Source organism: Kitasatospora papulosa (assembly GCF_000717245.1).
Taxonomy (GTDB): domain Bacteria; phylum Actinomycetota; class Actinomycetes; order Streptomycetales; family Streptomycetaceae; genus Streptomyces; species Streptomyces papulosus.
The window spans coordinates 181,997-195,776 of sequence record NZ_JNYQ01000008.1 but is presented as its reverse complement, the minus strand read 5'-3'; the positions used below and the strand labels follow the sequence as shown (position 1 = coordinate 195,776).

The following is a 13,780-nucleotide window of genomic DNA, read 5'->3' as shown; positions in this document are numbered from 1 at the left end:
GGCACCCCCTCAGGGGCGCCCGCCGGACGGCGGTTCAGGCCTGGTCGGTGGGGCGGATGAAGATCTCGTTGACCGTCGCGTGCGGGGGAGCGGTGACCGCGTACAGCACCGCGGCGGCGATGTCCTCGCTCTGCAGCTGACGTATCTTCGCGACGCGTTCGGCGATCGCGGCCTTGGACGGCGCGTGCGTGATGTGCTCGCGCAGTTCGGTCTCCACGGTGCCGGGTTCGATGACCACCACGCGCACCCCGCGCTCGGTCACCTCCTGGCGCAGCCCCTCGCTGAACCCGTTCACGGCGAACTTCGTGGCGTTGTAGACGGCGCTGCCGCGTCCGACGACCCGGGCCGCGATGGACGAGATCTGGACGATCGTCCCCTGGTTCCTGATCAGTTCGGGGAGCGCCGCGTGGGTCGTGTACATCAGACCCATGACGTTGGTGTCCATCATCCGGGTCCAGTCGGTGGTGTCGGCGTTCTCCACCGGTCCCAGCAGCATCAGCCCCGCGTTGTTGACCAGGATGTCGAGCCGGCCGAGGGTCTCGACGGCGGACCGTACGGCGGCACCCACGGCCTGCTCGTCGGTGACGTCCAGCTCCAGGACGAGGACCGTGCCGCCCTCGGCCTCCAGCTCGTCGCGCAGCTCCTCGAGCCGGTCGACGCGTCGCCCGGCGACGGCGACGGACGCCCCCGCCGAGGCAAGGGCGCGTGCGGTGGCCCGGCCGATTCCTGAGCCGGCTCCTGTGACGAGTGCGACGTGTCCCTCTAGCGATGAACTCATGTGGTCCTCGTTCTCGGGGTGGTGGGCCGGACCCGGAAATCCGGCCGAAAGACGACGGTACGGCGCGCCGAACGTACCAGCCGGTCCGACGTCCGGTGAACGGCTTCCTGCGCCCCCGGTTATGTGCGTTCGTGGCCGGTTATGCGGGTCGCACCACCCCGAAGGGGAGGGCGCGGGAAGGGCGGTGAGGATGGGGCCGCTACTTCACGTCGGCATGCCCGTGCAGCGATAGGTGGGACCCATGACGCAGGACGCAGCATCCCCGAAGGCGACCGCAGTGCCGTCCTATCCGATGGAACGCGTCTCCCCGATCGATCCACCGCCCCCGCTCGCACTGCTGAGGTCCGGTCCGGCCGCGAGCCGCATCACGATGTGGGACGGCAGCCAGGTGTGGCTGGTCACGGCCCACGCGCACGTGCGTGCGGTGCTCGGTGACCGTCGGTTCACCGCCGTGACCAGCGCGCCCGGCTTCCCGATGATGACGACCACCTCCCCCCTGGTGCGGGACAAGCCCCACACCGCCTCCTTCATCCGCATGGACGACCCCGACCACGCACGGCTGCGGTCCATGCTCACCCGCGACTTCCTGCACGGCAGGGCCGAAGCGATGCGGCCCGTGCTGCGGGAGCACCTGGACGAGATGCTCGGCGAACTGACCCGGGGCGAGCGCCCGGTCGATCTGGTGCGCGGCCTGACGATCCCCGTCCCCTCCCGGGTGATCGCACTGCTCTTCGGCGTGTCCGACGAGCAGCGCGAACTGATCGAGAACCGCGCGGGCATCCTCATCGACCGCGGCTACCCGCCCGCCCAGGTCGCCGCCGCCCGCGACGAGCTGGACGGTCTGCTGCGCGACGTGGTCGAGGAGCGCATGCGGATGCCCGAGCCCGGCGACGACCTGCTGAGCCGCCTCGTCGTCGACCAGGTGCGCACCGGGAAGCTGACCGTCGAGGAGATGGTCCCGATGTGCCGGCTGCTGCTGGTGGCCGGACACGGGACGACGACCAGCCAGGCCAGTCTCAGCCTGCTGAGCCTGGTCACCGACCAGGGGCTGGCCGACGCCCTGGACAAGGACCCCGAGCTGCTGCCGAAGGCGGTCGAGGAACTGCTGCGCTACCACTCCATCGTGCAGAACGGCCTCGCCCGTGCGGCGCTGGAGGACGTGGAGCTGGGCGACGTGACCATCAGGGCCGGCGAGGGAGTGGTCGTGTCCCTCTCGGCCGGCAACCGCGACGCGTCGGTCTTCCCCGACCCCGACACCCTGGACCCGGGCCGTGACGCCCGCCGCCATCTCGCCTTCGGCCACGGCATCCACCAGTGCCTCGGCCAGTGGCTGGCCAAGGTGGAACTGGAGGAGATGCTGGCCGCCGTGCTGCGCTGGATGCCCGGCGCCCGCCTCGCCGTCCCCTTCGCCGAACTGGACTTCCGGCACGAGGTGTCCAGCTACGGCCTCGGCGCGCTCCCGGTGACCTGGTGAGCGCCGGCCGGCTCCGCGTGTCCGTGGACACGGACGCCTGCTGCTCCATGGGCCGCTGCGCGGCGACCGAGCCCCGGGTCTTCGAACAGGACGACGAGAGCGGCACCGTCGTCCTGCTCCAGGCCGCACCACCGCCCGAACTGCACGAGACGGTACGGCTGTGCGCCGACCTCTGCCCGTGCACGGCCATCACGGTCACCGAGGACTGACACCAACGGCCGGCAACGGCCGTCGAGGAGCGATGATGATCGATCTGCCCGGTTCCGACGCCTCCGCCCGCGCGCGGGCCGCGCTCGACGGTGACGACACCCCACTCGGGAGCCGCACCCGCTGGGCGGCGGAGCTGCTGACCGCCCCCGAGGCGCCCCGTGACGACGACCTGTCCGAGCACTTCGTCCCCGTGTTCCTCGCCCGGCACCCGCAGGGTTTCGCCGCGACGCTCGAACAGTGGCGCGGCCTCGGCCCGTTCACCGTCACCGAGTACCAGCCGGTCGCCCACAAGTCGTGGGTGACCCTCGAAGGCCCCTCGGGGACCCGCTCCACGCTGTCGCTGACGCTGGACTCCACGGGGCTGATCCGCGTCCTGCACCTGGGGCCCGAGGTGGTCACCCCGGCCGTGCATGGATGGGACGACCTGGAGGCCGCCCTGGAGCAGCCCGGGGTGACCTGGTCGGCGCTGGTGACCCGCGAGGAGGGCGGGACGACCGAGACGCTGTACGCGAGGGAGGCCGACCGGCCCATGCCCAACGGCTCCTCGTACAAGCTGTACCTCATGCGGGCCCTGGCGGACGCGGTCGCCTCCGGCTCCGTCCGCTGGGACGACGAGGTGACGGTGACGCCGGCACTGCGCAGCCTGCCGACCGGTGACATGCAGGAACTGCCCGACGGCACACGGGTCTCGGTGCGCGAGACGGCGTACAAGATGATCGCGATGAGCGACAACACCGCCGCCGACCTCATCCAGGACCTGCTGGGCCGGGACGCCGTCGAACGGGCCGTCGTGGAGGGCGGGCACAGTGATCCCGCCCTGCTGCGGCCGTTCCTGTCGAGCCACGAGGTCTTCGAGATCGGCTGGGGCGCTCCCGGGCTGCGGGCCGAGTGGGTCGCCGCGGACGAGGACGGACGACGGCGCCTGCTGGACCGGATCGCCGGTCCCATGACCGTACGCGGCTCCGACCTCGGGGCGACCGTGCACCAGCTGGGTCTGGACTGGCACATGAGCGCCTGGGACGTCGCACGGGTGCTCGGCGCGCTGGCCGACGACGGGACGCGGGACACCAGCGGCGCCGTCGAGGACATCCTCACGGCCTACCCGGGGGTCCCGGTCGACGCGGCCCGCTGGCCCCGCGTCGTGTTCAAGGGCGGCTCGTGCCCCGGCGTCATGATGTTCTGCTGGCTGCTCCAGGATCCCGACGGGGTCCGTTACACGCTCGTGCTCCAGCAGCGCGCGGACGACCAGAAGCTCATCGGTGACGGGCAGTTCCTCCGCGGCATGGGCGGCCGCGTCATCGGATCCGGACTTCTCTCCGGCACCTCCCGGTGACCGCCCGGGACCGCTCGCTGGCGGTGCTGGTGGCCGTGCTGTGGGGACTGAACTTCCTCGCGGTGCGGGTCGGCCTCGACCACTTCCCGCCGTTCTTCCTGGCGGCGCTGCGCTACCTGGTGCTGGCGGTGCCGGTGGTCCTGTTCGTGCCTCGCCCGGGGGTGCCGCTGCGCTGGCTGCTCGGATACGGACTCGGCTTCGGCGTGGCCCAGTTCGGGCTGCTGTTCCTGGCCATCGAGCAGGGCATGCCGTCCGGTCTGGCGTCCGTCGTGGTGCAGGCGTCGGCGCCCTTCACGGTGCTGCTGGGGGCCCTGCTGCTGCGCGAGCGCGTCAGCGGACGGCAACTGGCGGGCATCGGACTGGCGGTGCTGGGCATGGTGGTCATCGCGGTGGACCGCTCGCGCACGGCCCCGCTGATGCCTCTGGTGCTGACCGTGCTGGCCGCGCTCGGTTGGGCGGTGGGCAACCTGGCCAGCCGGCAGGCGAAGCCGGAGTATCCGCTCCGGTTCGCCCTGTGGATGGCGGTGGTCCCGCCGCTGCCGCTGCTGGCGCTGTCCGCGGTGATGGAGGGGCCGGCCACGGGATGGCGGGCGCTGGGGTCCGCCTTCGGCCCGGAGGGCTGGCCGGGCCTCGTCGCACTCGTCTACATCGCGGTGCTGGGCAGCGTCGTCGGCTCCGGGATCTGGACGGCGCTGCTCAAGCGCTACCCGGCCGGGGTGGTCGCGCCGTTCTCGATGCTCGTGCCGGTGGTCGGCCTGGTCGGCGCCTGGCTGGCGCTGGACGAGCGGCCCACCGGATGGGCGGTGGCGGGCGGAGCCGTCGTCGTCGCCGGGGTGCTGCTGGGCACCGGCTGGCTGCCGCGCTTCGCGCGTGAGCGCGCGGCCGCCCCCCGCCTCCCCGAAGAAGGGGGCGGGGGGCGGCCGACGGGCACTCAGGCGGCGGGGGCGACCGGCGCCTCCCAGGAGACGAAACGCTCCTGAGGCACGAAGCCCATCGCCTCGTTGAGGGCGATCATCGGACGGTTGTCGTCCGCGTTCGCCGTCTCGATCAGCCGCACGCGCGGCTCGTACTCACGCACATGGGCGAGGTTCGCGAGCTTCAGCACGAGACCCAGGCCATGACCGCGGTGCGCCGCGGCCACCACGGTCATGCCCTGGAGGAGGTGCTCCGGGTTGCCGGTGGTCTTGGACGCACTGGTGAATCCGGCGAGTTCGCCGGTCGCCTCGTGGACGGCGCCCACGTGGTAGGCGCGCCGTCCACGACCCACCCGCATCCGCTCGTAGCGCCGCACATGGCTGGTGCGCACCGCGTCGGGCCCCTCGCCCCAGGTCTCCGGCGGGCTCGCGCCGAGCGACTGGCCGAGTTCGGAGACCGCGATCGCGAACGCGTCCGGTGTCACCGTCCCCCAGCGCTGGAGCCGGTAGCCGGCCGGGACCTCGGGGACGCCGCCGGCCGAGGGGTCGTGGCGGTCCAGGTCGAGCCACTGGTGGACGCCCTCGGGGCCGTCGGACACGGTGGCGCCCAGCGCGGCCGCGAACGCGGCGGGACCCTCGTCCCGCACGGGCCCCCCGGGCAGTGCCTGGACCACGTCGGCGACCAGGAGCGTGCGGCCGTGCTCCGCGGCCAGGGAGCGGGCCCGCCGGAACAGGGCGGTCCCTATGCCCTGACGGCGCTCCTTCGGCGCGGTCAGCAGCTGGTCGACGACGGCGACCGGCGCCCCGTCGGGAAGCACCAGCCGGAGTGCGCCCACCGCCTGCCCGCCGAGGAACGCGACCTCCCCGGCCAGCGAGGTGTCCGGCGGTGCGAAGCGCACCGATCCGGTGAGGTCGGCCGCGCAGTGAGGGGCGGCGGACAGGGGCACGTCCTCGGCGCTCTCCGTGGTCAGCCGGAGCCAGGCGTCCACCGTGGGTACGTCGTCGGCTTCCAGCGGGACGAAGCGGAGGTCCGCTGCTGTGTCGTTCATGCGGTGTCGGTCTCCCGGTCGGTGCGGGTGTCGGTGACGCCCATGGCCTGGATGTCGTACAGGCCGAAGGCGGGGTGGACGAAGACATCGGTGGCGCGGGGGCCCCGGTAGTGCAGGGTCTTGTCGTGGACCAGCGGCAGGATCACCGCGTGGTCCATGACCCGCCGCTCCACCTCGCGCCACAGTTCCGTGCGCGCGGCGGGGTCGGCGGTGTGCAGCCCGGTGTCGATCAGCTCGTTGATCTTCGGGTCGTCGAGCTCGGCGATGTTCCAGTTGCCGCCGCCGGGGCGGATCAGCCGGCCGTCCACCAGCGGGGCGAGGAAACCGTACTCGGTGGGGAAGTCGGCGCCCCAGTCGGTCACGATCAGGCCGAGACCGTGCTTGCGGATCGTCTCCGGCGAGCCGGCGCCCTGGCTGAAGTACGTCGCCACGTCGAGTTCCTTGACGGTCAGCCGGATGCCGACACGTGCGACGGACTCCACGACCGCGTCCGCGACCAGCCGGAACTTGCCGCGCTGGGTCCCGATGACGGCGTCGAAGCCGTCGGGCAGGCCGGCCGCTTCGAGTTCGGCGCGGGCGGCATCGAGGTCGCCGCGCAGATCGGGCCCGGTCGGATAGCGGTCCAGCGCCTGATGGGACGGGAGCCCCGGCGGGAAGAGCGCCGTGGTCAGGTCGCCCCCGGTGACCGGGCCGCCCCGGGCCTCCTGGAGCAGGATCTTGTCGGCCGCGTGGTGCACGGCCCGCCGCACGTGCACGTTGTCGAAGGGCGGGATGTGCGGCTGGAGCGAGACGAAGTGCAGGAAGCTCGTCTTCGGGTTGTCGGTGCGTGAGCGCAGCACGGGGTCGCCGGCCAGACGGCCCTGGGCCGCGTGCTGAAGGCCGCGGCCCTCCAGATTGATGTCGAACTCCCCGGCGATCAGGCGCTCGTCCATCTCGTCCGGGTCGAAGCCGATGGCGACGTCCACCCGGTCCGGGAGCGCCGGCCGCACGGGGTCGGTGGCACGGTCCCAGTGCGGGTTGCGTTCCAGCAGCAGCCTGCTGCCCGCCCGGTGCTCGGCGACCCGGTAGGGCCCGGTGCAGCGCGGGTCCTCGCCGTAGCGGGCCCCGGTGTCGGCGTGCCGGGGCACGGGGGAGACGCAGGGCTGGGCCATCAGGTGGTCGAAGTCGGAGAACGGGGTGCGCAGCCGGAACACGATCGTGCGCGCGTCCGGGGTGAGCACGGAGGGCAGGCCGTCCTCGCCGTCCCGGTAGGGCCCCGCGTACGGGCGGTCCGGGTCGTCCAGGAGCGGCACCAGATAGGTCGGCCCGCCCGGGAGCACGTCCTGCGCGAAGATCCTCTGCACCGCGTACCGTACGTCGGCCGAGGTGACCGGGGTGCCGTCGTCGAAGCGCACCCCCTCGCGGAGCCGGTAGGTCCAGGTCCGGTTTCCGTCGCTCGCCACCCCGGGCCCCTCCGCGAGGTCCGGTACGGGCACCAGACCCGCGGGCCCGGGATCGGTGGGGTACGCCATCAGCGTGCGGTTGAGGAGGCGTTGGAGCAGCCAGACCCAGACGTAGTAGGTCCGTGCCGGGTCGAGGGAGTCGACATCGGCCGACGAGACCAGACGCAGTGTGCCTCCGCGCCGGCCGGAGGGGGCGACGACCGCCCCGACGGCGGCGTTCCAGCCGGCGCCTTCCCGGAGATTCGTGGCGTCGCTCATCAGGTGGTCGTCTCCCGGTCGTCGGAGGGCGCGTCCGCGGCACCCTCGGTGCGGTGTACCGGCAGCAGGTAGGAGCGCTGCTCGCTGGCCTGGCAGCCACGGGCCAGCTTCGCCTTGACGCTGCCGATCCCGGCGTGCAGGACGGTGGCGCCCTCCTTCGCCGCGGCGTCCAGCACCTGGTAGTACAGGACGTCGTAGTAGAGCGGCAGCTTGCCCTGGGCCTCGTAGTCGAACCCCGCCCGGTGGCCGTACCACTGCTCCTCGCCCCGGGCGCGGGACCGCAGCACCATCCCGAAGCCGATGATGCTGCCGTGCTGCCGGGCCACGGACACCAGGACGTCGTCGCCCATGATCTCGGCGATCCGCCCGATCATCCGGGCTGAGCCCTCGTCGCTGGCCGGATTCCCGTACTTGCGCAGGAGGTTGGCGTCGAGTTCTCCGAGGCGGGGGCAGAGCGCCTGCGTCAGCGGCTCGACGTTCACCTCGACACCGGCCTCCGCGAGCGCCCTGCGTTCCAGGCGCACCCGGCGGCGCCGGTGGGCGCTCATCTCCTCGACGAACTGCTCGAAACCACCGGACGGGATGTCCAGCCAGGCGTAGTGGTCGGAGGGGTGGTGGCGGTAGCCACGGCTCTCCAGCAGTCCGGTCAGCGAGGTGTCCCGTACGTCGACGTGCGGGAAGCACACGGTCGCCGCCCCCCGGTCCGCCGCCATCGCCTCGGCCCTGTCCAGCAGCGCGGAGAGGTCGTCCGCGGTGGCGTCCGGCGAGGCGAGCGTCCTGGTGCGCCCCAGATGCCGCCCCCCGCACACCAGGGAGGGCAGCAGCCGGTCCGGGTCGTCCCCGGCGACGTCGCGCAGCACACCGGCCGCCTCGGGAACCTCCTGCTCCAGCGCGCGTCGCAGCATGGCGTCCGGCCGGGCGAGCAGCCAGGCGACGGACGTGTCGGCCCACGCCGTCACCAGACCGGCGACCGGGGCGCCGGCCCGTTCACGGAGCAGGAAGTCCATGGCCGTACCCGAGTTGACCTCCTGCACGGCGAGCCACCGCGGGGTCTGGAAGAAGTCCTCCGCCCCCAGCAGCGAGCTCCAGCCCGCCGCCTCCAGTCCGGCCGCGTCCGCCACCGCCCTTACGGCGTCCGGGCCCTGGGCGTCCGGGCCCTCGGTATACGGGCTCACCGGAGGTCTTCCTCGACGACGAAGTCGAGCAGCGCGGCCGCCTTGTCCGCGAGCTCCTGCGCGGCGAGCCGGTCCGGGCCGTTGCAGTAGGTGAAGCCGACGCAGGAGGAGTTGTCCATGCGCTGCAGAAGATGGTCGCCCTTCTCGACGTGCAGCAGCACCTGGACGTTCTCGACCGCCGCCGCGGCCTCCAGGCCGTCGATGTGCGAGAGGGTCCCGCGCCGGGTGGGGTAGATCATGCGGACCGCGGCGCCACCGCGGTGCACGACCGGCTCGATCGGCGGGGTGACGCCGATGGTGAGCAGCCAGGCGTCGAGGATCGGGCTGCGACCGGTCACGTCGGTCACCAGCATCGTCATGCAGCTCGACGGGGTACGCGGGTTGGCCTCGATGATCCGCCAGCCGGACTCGGTGCGGCGGACCTCGGTGTGGCAGGGGCCGTGCCGGTAGCCGATCATCTCCAGGGTCGTGCGGACCACGTGGTACAGCTCGTCGCGCTCCTCGTCGGAGAGCGGTACGGGGAAGGTGTGCCCGCACTCGATGTAGGCGGGGTCGCCGAAGAGGTCCTTGGAGGTGACGCCGAAGACATGGGTGTGCCCGTCCACGGTCATCGTCTCGACGCTGACCTCCTCGCCCTCGACGTACTGCTCCAGCAGGACGTCACCGCTGCGCGGCTGGCCCCGCAGGCTGTGCCGAACCGCGGAGAGTTCCTCCCACGCCTCGACGAGCCCGGCCATGTCGTCGACCCTGCGCACCCCGTAACTGATCGCCTCCGCCGGGGGCTTGGCGATCATCGGGAAGCCGAGCCGGCGGGCCGCCTCGTCGAGCTGGCCACGGTGCCCCACCAGTACATGAGGGATGTTGAACGGTTCGTCGCCGAGTGCGATCCGCAGGTGGTCCTTGATGTTGGCGGTCCGCACGGCCTCCGGGTCGGGTCCGGGCAGGCCGAGCCGCTGGGCGGCCCGCGCGGCGAGCTCGGTGTGGTAGTCGGAGAACGAGGTGAGGCCGTCGACCAGGGGGGCGCCGTCCTCACCGGTGACGACGGCCAGCACGGCGTCCAGGTCGGTGGTGTCGACGTCGATCACCTGGTCCACGATGGCCAGCGGGTGGGTGTCCCAGTCGTGCCCGTGGGTGTACCAGGACCGGTCGCCCGTCAGCAGCCACACCTCCAGGCCGTGCTCCTGGGCCTGCCGCAGCCCCAGGACGAACGGATGGTTCTGCATGTGCTCGACGATCGCGATCCGTTTTCCGGCGAACTGTGCGTAATCGGCCAGAGGTGTTGTCATCGGACGCCTCCCGTGTGGGTGATGTGCAATCGACCGGTTCCGGATTCTCGGGGTTCAGTTGAACCGCCACCGGGCCGGCTGTGCCATGTACGGGCGGCAGGACGCATAGGCGGCGGGCGAGGTGCATAGGAGTCTCCGGCCGCCGGGGCCGGGTGCGGCGGGCCGGCGCCGGCGACCGGCTCCGAGGGCCGGGACCGGGACGGAACGCCCGACCGCACCGGGCGGAGGAGACGTACGCCCACGTGGCAGGTCTGGAGACGCCCGGAGAGGGAAGACGGCGAGACGCCGGGGTGAGCGCCGGCCCCCTCGTGGCCCGAGGGGACACACAGCAGCGACGGGAACGCCATGCCGACCGACATACCTGAAAGACCCGCAGTCCTCGCCGCCGGGCGGTCGCGGCCGTTGCCGGCGCCGGCCGGCCCGGAGCGCCCGCACGGCGTCGCGGAGCGCCCGGCCCGCGCTCCGGAGACCGCCGGGGGCATGAGCCGGGCGGTCGGGATCATCGCCTCGACGGCGGTCTGCCAGGCCGCCCTGATGGTGGGGCTCGGGCTCCTGATCACCGGGCCCGGCGCCCGGGTGTGGCCGCTCACCTCGGAGGACGAGGTCAACGAAGCCCTGGAACGGGCCCGCACGGGAACCCTCGACACGGTGTCCCTCGTGGTGTCCGAGGCGGGCAACACCGTCACGGTCGTCGTCGGAACCCTCCTCACCTGTCTTCTCCTGCTGCTGGTCCCGAGGCTTCCCCGATGGCGTGACGCGCTCTTCCTGGCGGTCGCCGTCTCACTCCAGTCCCTGGTCTTCCTGGTCATCACCGAGGCGGTGGACCGCACCCGGCCCGACGTCGAACGCCTCGACGCCTCGCCCCCCACCTCCAGCTACACCTCCGGACACACGGGGGCCGCGACCGCGCTCTACGCGGGCCTCGCGGTGCTGGTCCTGCACCGGGTCAGGGGACCGTGGCGCAAGCCCGTCGCGGTGCTGCTGTTCCTCGTGCCCCTCCTGGTGGGCCTCGCCCGGGCGTACCGGGGGATGCACCATCCGACGGACGTCGCGGGAGGACTGCTGAACGGCGGGCTGTCCCTGCTGATCGTCGGCCGCGCCCTGCTGGCCGGACCGCACGTGCCGGCCGCCGCGCCCGCCGTCGACACCCCGGCCGCCGGCCTCCCGGCCGCTACGGAGACCGGCCCCACCACCGTCGTCTACAACCCCACCGTCACCGACGAGGCGGAGCGCGCACGGCTGAGGAGGGTCCTCGAGGACCACGGCCGCCCCGGAGCGGACTTCGTGCCGACCACGGCCGACGACCCGGGCGAGGGCCAGACGGCGCGAGCGGTGCGCGACGGTGCGTCGCTCGTCGTGGTCTGCGGAGGGGACGGGACGATCCGCGCCGCCGCCGACGCGCTGGCCGGGACGGGCGTCCCGCTCGCCGTGGTGCCCTGCGGCACCGGAAACCTCCTCGCGCGGAACCTGGGCCTGCCCGTGAAACCCGCGGATGCCCTGGCAGGGGCCCTCGGCGGCACCCCGCACCGCATCGACCTCGGACGGGTCGAGGGCGACGGCATGGAGGCCGCGCACTTCACGGTGATGTCCGGGGCCGGGCTCGACGCGGCGATGCTGGAGAGCACCAGCGACCGCGCCAAGGCGGTCCTCGGCTGGCCCGCCTACGTCATGGCCGGCCTGCGGGAGCTGCGTGCTCCCCGGATGCGGCTGACGGTGGGCATCGACGGGGCGCGGCCCCTGCGGCGTACCGCCCGGATGGTGCTCGTCGCCAACACGGGGAAGGTGCAGGGCGGTGCCGCGCTGGTCCCGGCGGCGCGCCCCGACGACGGCCTGCTCGACCTGATGATCCTCGACCCGCGCGGACCGGCCGGCTGGCTGAGCGCCGTGGCGTCCGTGGTGCGCCCCCGGCCGACGGGGGAGAACGACCACGCCGGCACCCATCGCGCCGTCGAGTACTTCACCTTCCGCCGCGCCGAGATCCGCTTCGAGACGCCGCAGCAGCGTGAGCTGGACGGCGACCCCGTGACTCCGGGCCGGCGTCTCGTCGCCGAGGTCAGACCCGGCGCGCTGACGGTCCTCATGCCCACGGGGGGAGAGTGACATGGGCACCGCCACCAGGGTCCCGCAGACCCGCGACATGATCGGCAGCGAACTCTCCGGCGACGAGGCACTGGTCACTCTGCGCCGTTACGGCCGCTGGCCGCTGCTGCGCGACTCCTTCGTCCGCTTCCGCTACGCCGACGGCTTCAGCCACTCCCGGGCACTCGCCCTCCAGACCGTCCTCGCCGTCGTACCGCTGGTCATCGCCTTCGTCGGGCTGTCGACGGCCCTGCACACCGAGAACCTCGGCAGGGTGGCGGAACTGACGATCCAGCGGATCACGGCGGGGCCCAGCGCCGAAGTGGTCGAGGACGCCCTGGACCGCAGCAGGCGGAGGGCCGACGACGGCGCCCAGCTGGCCCTGTGGTTCGGGCTGGTGTTCTCCCTGACCAACACCACCACGGCGATGTGCCAGATCGAGCGTGGGGCCAACCGCATCTACGGTGTCGAGCGCGACCGGGTCTTCCACCGGAAGTACCTCCGGGGGCTGGTGATGTCGTTGACCGCGGGCATCCCTCTCGGCATCGGCTTCGTCGCGATGGTGGCCGGAGGTGACCTGGTGGCCGCCGTCGTCGACGTGTACGACCTCGGTGTCGGCGCCCGGTCCGCCTGGGACATGGTGCGCTGGCCCGCGGGCGTGCTGCTCGTCATCCTGTCGGCGAGCGCCATCTTCCGCCGGTCCCCGCGCCGCCGGCAGCCGGGCTACACCTGGCTCGCCTTCGGCGCCGCCGTGTACCTGGTGCTCTGGACCACGCTGACCTGGCTGCTCAGCCTCTATCTGGAGGTCAGTGGTTCCTTCGACACCGTGTACGGGCCGCTCACGGCCTTCATGTCCCTGCTGCTCTGGGCCTACCTGACCTCCATCGCCCTCTTCCTCGGCCTCTCCTTCGCCGCCCAGCTGGAGGCGGTACGGGCCAAGCGGCCCGGCCCCGTACAACCCGACCCAGGAGCCTGAATGTCCGCACGACCCGCTGCCCCGGCCCTGCGACGCCGGGACGCCGACCGCAGATTCGGGATCCGGCTGTTCGGATCCGCGGCCGCCGCCGCGGTCGCCGCCGTACTCTTCGGACTGGTCCTCGTCCTGGTGGAGAGCGGATGGCATCCGCTGCGGCGTCTGGACGCCGGCGCCGCCCGGTGGCTGAACCGGACCGCTCTCGACCATCCGGCCTGGACCGGCACCCTGCGCTTCTTCTCCGACGTGGTCTGGGACCCCGTGACCCTGCGCGCGGCGGTCGCCGTGCTCACCCTGTGGCTGGTGTACCGCCGTGCCTGGCGTCTGGCCGCCTGGTCGGCCGTCACCGCCGTGGCCGGAGGGCTGATCGGGCTTCTGGCGAAGACCGTGGTCGAACGGGCGAGGCCGGCCCTGCCGGATCCGGTCGCCCACGCCCCCGGCTTCTCCTTCCCCTCCGGCCACGCGATGACAGCCACGACCTCGTTCGCGATCCTGCTGCTCGTCCTGCTACCGCTGGTGCGGCGGGGCTTGCGCCCCCTCCTCTGGGCCGTGGCGATCGTCTCGGTGCTGGGTGTGGGGTTCACCCGCGTCGCGCTCGGCGTCCACTGGTTCAGCGACGTGGCCGGAGGCTGGACCCTCGGACTGGCCGTGGTCGCGCTGACCGGCTGGTCCTTCGAGGCGTGGCGCGCGGACGCGGGCCTCGGCCACGCCGACGTGGCCGAGGGCCTGGAACCGGAACTGAGCGGTGACGATCCCGAGGCGACCGGGCCGAACCCCTGAGGGGAACGTTTGTTCTAACGAGTGGGTAG

The 13,780-nt window shown here is 72.7% G+C and carries 12 protein-coding genes; 7 read left to right on the top strand and 5 right to left on the bottom strand.

What is annotated here, in order from left to right; translation table 11 throughout:
• Positions 1-34: 34 nt before the first annotated feature.
• A complete protein-coding gene (locus IA22_RS0122165; protein WP_015579746.1) occupies positions 35-778 on the bottom strand; it encodes an SDR family oxidoreductase in 744 nt (247 codons plus the stop codon).
• Between the two features lie 241 nt (positions 779-1,019).
• Here IA22_RS0122165 and IA22_RS0122160 point away from each other — a divergent pair, with 241 nt between their 5' ends.
• Genes IA22_RS0122160 through IA22_RS0122145 form a run of 4 tightly spaced genes read left to right on the top strand, consistent with a single transcriptional unit; the run spans position 1,020 to position 4,775 of the window.
• Complete coding sequence (locus IA22_RS0122160) at positions 1,020-2,252, top strand: cytochrome P450 (protein WP_014152686.1); 1,233 nt, start codon at positions 1,020-1,022, stop codon at positions 2,250-2,252.
• Positions 2,249-2,461, top strand: a complete 213-nt coding sequence (locus tag IA22_RS0122155; RefSeq protein WP_014152685.1) for a ferredoxin — start codon at positions 2,249-2,251, stop codon at positions 2,459-2,461. Before IA22_RS0122160 ends, IA22_RS0122155 begins: the two co-directional genes overlap by 4 nt.
• Before the next feature lie 35 nt (positions 2,462-2,496).
• Positions 2,497-3,795: a clavulanate biosynthesis 12 family protein gene (locus IA22_RS0122150; RefSeq protein WP_030124613.1), complete on the top strand. Its 1,299-nt coding sequence runs from the start codon at positions 2,497-2,499 to the stop codon at positions 3,793-3,795.
• Complete coding sequence (locus IA22_RS0122145) at positions 3,792-4,775, top strand: EamA family transporter (protein WP_030124612.1); 984 nt, start codon at positions 3,792-3,794, stop codon at positions 4,773-4,775. The genes IA22_RS0122150 and IA22_RS0122145 overlap by 4 nt, the downstream gene beginning before the upstream one ends.
• On the opposite strand, the gene IA22_RS0122140 is transcribed toward IA22_RS0122145, so the two are convergent.
• Genes IA22_RS0122140 through IA22_RS0122125 form a run of 4 tightly spaced genes read right to left on the bottom strand, consistent with a single transcriptional unit; the run spans position 4,727 to position 9,919 of the window.
• Positions 4,727-5,758 carry a GNAT family N-acetyltransferase gene (locus tag IA22_RS0122140; protein ID WP_030124611.1) on the bottom strand — a complete coding sequence of 344 codons (1,032 nt, stop codon included), beginning with the start codon at positions 5,756-5,758 and terminating at the stop codon, positions 4,727-4,729. The two genes, IA22_RS0122145 and IA22_RS0122140, sit on opposite strands and share 49 nt — an antisense overlap.
• Positions 5,755-7,458, bottom strand: a complete 1,704-nt coding sequence (locus IA22_RS0122135) for an ABC transporter substrate-binding protein (protein ID WP_015579749.1) — start codon at positions 7,456-7,458, stop codon at positions 5,755-5,757. The genes IA22_RS0122140 and IA22_RS0122135 overlap by 4 nt, the downstream gene beginning before the upstream one ends.
• Positions 7,458-8,633 (bottom strand): GNAT family N-acetyltransferase, encoded by a 1,176-nt coding sequence (locus tag IA22_RS0122130; protein WP_030124610.1) that lies wholly within the window; start codon positions 8,631-8,633, stop codon positions 7,458-7,460. The genes IA22_RS0122135 and IA22_RS0122130 overlap by 1 nt, the downstream gene beginning before the upstream one ends.
• The gene (locus IA22_RS0122125) at positions 8,630-9,919 is read right to left on the bottom strand and encodes an ATP-grasp domain-containing protein (protein WP_030124609.1); all 1,290 of its coding nucleotides are present in this window, start codon (positions 9,917-9,919) and stop codon (positions 8,630-8,632) included. The genes IA22_RS0122130 and IA22_RS0122125 overlap by 4 nt, the downstream gene beginning before the upstream one ends.
• 345 nt (positions 9,920-10,264) lie before the next feature.
• Between IA22_RS0122125 and IA22_RS0122120 the strand changes: the two genes are divergently transcribed.
• From IA22_RS0122120 to IA22_RS0122110, 3 genes are read left to right on the top strand one after another with little or no spacing between them, the layout of a single operon-like run.
• Positions 10,265-12,019, top strand: a complete 1,755-nt coding sequence (locus IA22_RS0122120; RefSeq protein WP_030124608.1) for a bifunctional phosphatase PAP2/diacylglycerol kinase family protein — start codon at positions 10,265-10,267, stop codon at positions 12,017-12,019.
• 1 nt (position 12,020) lies between these two features.
• On the top strand, positions 12,021-12,974 hold the full coding sequence (locus tag IA22_RS0122115) for a YihY/virulence factor BrkB family protein (RefSeq protein WP_030124607.1): 954 nt from the start codon (positions 12,021-12,023) through the stop codon (positions 12,972-12,974).
• Positions 12,975-13,751 carry a phosphatase PAP2 family protein gene (locus IA22_RS0122110; RefSeq protein ID WP_030124606.1) on the top strand — a complete coding sequence of 259 codons (777 nt, stop codon included), beginning with the start codon at positions 12,975-12,977 and terminating at the stop codon, positions 13,749-13,751.
• The last annotated feature ends 29 nt before the right edge of the window (positions 13,752-13,780 follow it).

Coding starts and splice junctions, on each gene's coding strand:
- IA22_RS0122150 (WP_030124613.1), top strand. CDS start 2,497: ATGATCGATCTGCCCGGTTCCGACGCCTCCGCCCGCGCGCGGGCCGCG.
- IA22_RS0122120 (WP_030124608.1), top strand. CDS start 10,265: ATGCCGACCGACATACCTGAAAGACCCGCAGTCCTCGCCGCCGGGCGG.
- IA22_RS0122165 (WP_015579746.1), bottom strand. CDS start 778: ATGAGTTCATCGCTAGAGGGACACGTCGCACTCGTCACAGGAGCCGGC.
- IA22_RS0122140 (WP_030124611.1), bottom strand. CDS start 5,758: ATGAACGACACAGCAGCGGACCTCCGCTTCGTCCCGCTGGAAGCCGAC.
- IA22_RS0122125 (WP_030124609.1), bottom strand. CDS start 9,919: ATGACAACACCTCTGGCCGATTACGCACAGTTCGCCGGAAAACGGATC.
- IA22_RS0122115 (WP_030124607.1), top strand. CDS start 12,021: ATGGGCACCGCCACCAGGGTCCCGCAGACCCGCGACATGATCGGCAGC.
- IA22_RS0122135 (WP_015579749.1), bottom strand. CDS start 7,458: ATGAGCGACGCCACGAATCTCCGGGAAGGCGCCGGCTGGAACGCCGCC.
- IA22_RS0122160 (WP_014152686.1), top strand. CDS start 1,020: ATGACGCAGGACGCAGCATCCCCGAAGGCGACCGCAGTGCCGTCCTAT.
- IA22_RS0122110 (WP_030124606.1), top strand. CDS start 12,975: ATGTCCGCACGACCCGCTGCCCCGGCCCTGCGACGCCGGGACGCCGAC.